Source organism: Mycolicibacterium vinylchloridicum, from assembly GCF_013404075.1.
GTDB classification, from domain to species: Bacteria; Actinomycetota; Actinomycetes; order Mycobacteriales; family Mycobacteriaceae; genus Mycobacterium; species Mycobacterium vinylchloridicum.
Window position 1 is genome coordinate 1 of record NZ_JACBJQ010000129.1, and the last position, 4469, is coordinate 4469.

The window sequence follows — 4469 nt, forward strand, 5'->3', positions numbered from 1 at the left end:
ATTCCTTTGCTCGAGTGACTTTCGCGGGTCTCTCGAAGAATCACGCGATGACCTTCATTCATCCGGCTACGACACGCCGGTACCGCTGATCAGGTCCGACTCGTACACCACTCTGCTGGACGCAACCTCAACTTTTTCAATGAGAGTCGGAGTTCCTCTGCGAGCACACCGAGTTGCGGCGACGTGACAGCGGCGTTCGGAGCCCAGGCAATGAACGCTTCGCGTGTGCTGTCTTCAGTTGATCTCGGACCGGTCTTGACCTCGCCAACCGGCGTAACGCTCGAGGAAGTCGCCTCAGCATTGGTGACCGCAGACATCGAGATTCTGTGTGGGTCGGTAAAGATGCCGACGTTATCGGCATCGCCGAGCCCCATCTGCCTTGACAGGACGGTCGCGGCCGGGGCGAGCTTGGATGCGGTTATCGCATACCAACTAATACCGTCAGGGCATCGAACACCCAGAGCTTCGAGTGTCGCCATGTTCGCGATGACTGCTTCGGTGTCTCCGCACGAGGCGAACTTCCTGACAGTTGGGATGGGATTCCATGAGTCTGCCACCCACGGCACCACCACCTGGTTTTGCTGCCACTCGGAAATCACTTCGCGCTCGTCCGAATCGTCGATCGTGATTTCGCTGATGCCAGACGGAATGATCGCAATATCGAAACCTGATCGCTCCCAGCGCATGGAGAGGCGGCTGGTTGAAGGATCGTCGAGAGAGCTCATCAAGGAGACGAGCTGGCGCGGAGGCTCTAGAACCGGCTCAGGACAATAGGCAAGCCGCGGGAATTGTGCTCGTATGGCCGGGGTCAGATCACGGTCAGGGGAAGGTTCTCCCTCAGGACTCCGCCCGAATGCCCCGAGATCTGGGGCCGACCAGATAGGACGGAAGAGCCGCGTTGAACGGACGACAAGTCGGGCGTCCGTGCGTGGCGACTCGGGTTGGAGCACATCGGTCGTTGGGATCATCTGTGCCTGCAACTCACGGCTCGCTGCCAATCGTAGCCGGTACGTATCGTCAATGTGACTGCGGTAAAAAGCAATCCATCGATCAATAGCGCCATTGCGGATAATGGCTTGTTCGTAGGCGCGGCCCCGGTTGATCACTACAACGATCGCATCGTTGTCGATGCCCGCGTGGACGGTCGCCCCCGTGACGGCGAGATCTGCGGGCAGGAAGGTCCTTTGGTCGTCGGAGATCGGCGCAAGCTGACTACACGCGGGGCACAAGTCCTGAACTCGGCACGACGTGCACATGGCACGCTCGCAAGTCGCGCAGGCAGCGACTTGTGGATCGCGACCGCAATTGCTGCAGGCGTGGTCGGCGCACAGAAGGCATTGGGCAGCCGTCACGTGGTGAGTGCTAGACGCGCAGCGTCGACACACTGGCTGCGAACAACCTTCGCAAGTGACCGAAGCCTGTTGGCCCACTTCGTCACACGCTGGACAGGCCCATGAATTGCATGCCGCACATAGGGCCGCTGCCCCTGCGGCATAGAAGTGCCCGTCGCGGCACACTCCGAAATCTGATTGCCGGATTCCATCGGCACCTACGCGAGGCGGGAGCGGTGAACCGTCGAATGTTTGATACGTGTGCCTAGCAGTGCCGTGCCCTCGCCATGTTTCAGAGACTTCCAGACCATTACACAGGGCCGAAGTGAATGTCCTATTTGTCTTGTCGAGCAGGGCCGCGGCCAGTTCGTTCGGAAGTTCCAAAATATTCTGTGCTGCAACGTGATTAGGGACTACACCCAATGCTGTGAGTGAAGCGCTGTCGGCGGACACGACATCCGTGTCGGCTGCCAGCTCTGCAAGACTTGCGACTGGGCGGATATCCCGTTCGTAGAGTTCACACTCCGAAGGCGTAGGAAAGTCGCCAACAATTTGTAGCACCTCACCTGTTCGCTTGCCCAGCCTCCCGCCTGGCATGCCCAGCGAGCAGAGGAAGTCGTAGCAGCCAAGTTGTTCCGCAGCTGAGGATATTTCCGGACATGCGATCCACATGCCGAGCTCAGCGTCCCTCTGCCTAGCGCTGACGAGAATGGCTTCGTTCCTGCGCTGCAGCGTGACGTAAATGTCGGCGAGTTCTGCGACGCCGACGACTGATTCGCCAGATGCTGGTGAATGCCAGCGGATGTCCGCAGTCTGCACATCCGTAACTCGAGGGGATCCGTCGTCTGTGTTGTAGGACGCTTCTCGCACAATTCGATCCACTTCGAGATATGCATCGACAAAGTACGAACGGCGGGTGACAAGTACTGCTGGGCGCGGTCGGGGCGCAACTTCGCTCCGCAACTTCTTGAGTAGGCTGGCGAGTCCAAATTGGTCTTCGGAGACAACTTCGACCTCAGGCGCTTGCGGCACCGAGGAGGCGGCATCGCTGTCAATCGACGAGTTGGCCTCGGGTGCGATAGATAGTTCGACATCGATCTTCTCGCTTCCGTACAGACGGGCACGCGCGCCTCCGGATTGCTCGGGGTGTCCGGTTAGGTTCCGCGACATGAGTCCGCAGTCCAGCGGAAGACCTTCTTGTTTTGCGTACGCACGTAGACGGGCCTGCTGCGAGTTCCCAATGTCCTGATGCGCGACGACAATTTCGGGCGACGTCGAGGCAGGTCGCACTAGTTCGGCAACTCGCTCGCCTACTCGTACGATGATGTTGCCGTTGAGTTTCCATGCGACAGAGAACTCGTCGTCCATTTCGGGGGCGCGTTCGGGTGAGGCACAAGTCCGGCAAAGTCCCCCGGTGTCACGGCGGCATTGGCCGCAGCTGAGCTGCCCGCACACGGCACAGCCCGCAAAAGCTGCATCTTCGCCGCACGCCTGACACAATGATCGTTGGCACGACTCGCAGCTAGCCACTTCGGACTGGTCGACCCAGTGGGTGCCGGAGCACAGTGCCAGTACTCCAATCGCATTTCCGGAGACAACGCTCTTCACGATGGGCGGTTCCTTGGCACCCCACTCGTAGGTCAAGGTGGCCTCGTCGCCACCTGGCCCTATCCACGTCTCCTCGACCACCCAGTCGTCTTCGTGCAGAGTTACGGCAAGTATCTTGGCGCGAGCTCGAACATCGGGGCGTCGGCTAAGTCGGGCTTCTTCTGAGCGCAAGGCCCGCTGTAAGCGGGCGCGTTCTTCGCCGGTGCTATCGGCGATCTGGGCCTTGTATCCACGGGCGATCCGGCCTAGCTCCTGATCTTGTTCCTTCTCAATGATTTTGGAGCGCTCGCGACGTAGCCTTTCGAGTTGGGAACTAGCCGCGCGTTCAAATTGGCTAATCACTTTCGGCGCTGATCCGAACGACGGCGGAAGCGACTCTCCGTCTTGGAGAGGTCGGCGCGGTAGCCGGCTCTCGTTGTGCCCATTGATATCTGCCGTAATGAGGTGTTCGGTAGTTTCGGCCTCACCGATAGTGGTTCGGAACGTTGCTTGGCCGCTCCATGAGCCGGATGGAATTAGGCGCCGACGAACCAACCGGATAGAAGGTACGTGGGGGTACGGGCTGGGGCCGATATCGTCGGGGATCATGGGGACAGTGGCGTGCATGTCTCCGCGTATGCGAAGAAGCCCGAGTAGCTCGTCGAATACCGGAGAGCCCACCGCGCACAGTTCGGCGTCGGGGTGGTGTTCCAGGCCAAACCTGTCGAAGGCTAGATGCATCAAAGTGCGGCCGCCGAGCTCTTGTTCGAATTCTTCGTCGAATTTCGCTGACAGGAAGGCTCCGTCGCCGTCACCGGTGTCATGCACGATCACGGCGTTGAGCGCATGAAGAACGTTGCGTACCCAGGTTTGCACCCGCCGTTGTCGCATCCGCGCCCGTTCGCTCACCTCAGGTGCGAGCTCCGTGCTGCCAGCCTTAGTGAGCCCCTCGCGATGGTCGAATGCGGACGCCATCCATTGGCTCATGCCGCTATCGGCGGCAATCAGTTCGGAGGCCTTTTCGCGGGCATGAACCAGCTCGGTGCCAAGCTGGTTGAGGAGTTTCTGCATCTTGGAGTCGTTCTCGGCGAATAGAGCTTCCATGACGCGTGTTTCGAAGCTTGCAGTCTTCGAGTCATCGAGCTCGCCCAGAATCGTCGTGACCTGTCCGAACAACAGCTCAAACATGCGAAGCTTGTGAGCTAGCAGCCCGTAGACGCTCTCATCGATAGTTCCTCGCGCGTAGAGGTTGGCAACAAACACCTCGTCCTTAGGTTGGGTGAGGCGGTCCACGCGGCCGATGCGCTGCTCAATTCGCATGGGATTCCAGGGAAGATCGTAATTCAGCACGCAGTTGCAGAACTGCAAGTTCTGACCCTCGGCACCCGCATCGGTGGAGATCATGATCGGCGCATCACCGGATTGAGCATGTCCCGAGTCGCGTGGAATTTGGGTGACGATCCACGATGAACTCTAGGCGGCGGCACCGACAGATTTGGTGTCGGCGCCGGTGTCGGGGTGAGCGTGTCGGCGCAGGGCGTCGACGAGCTG

1 protein-coding gene is annotated in these 4469 nt (G+C 59.7%); it reads right to left on the bottom strand.

The features are described 5' to 3' along the window. Window positions 1–89 precede the first annotated feature (89 nt). Window positions 90–4322 (bottom strand): helicase-related protein, encoded by a 4233-nt coding sequence (locus tag HPC46_RS33790; protein WP_233717032.1) that lies wholly within the window; start codon window positions 4320–4322, stop codon window positions 90–92. Between the last annotated feature and the right edge of the window lie 147 nt (window positions 4323–4469).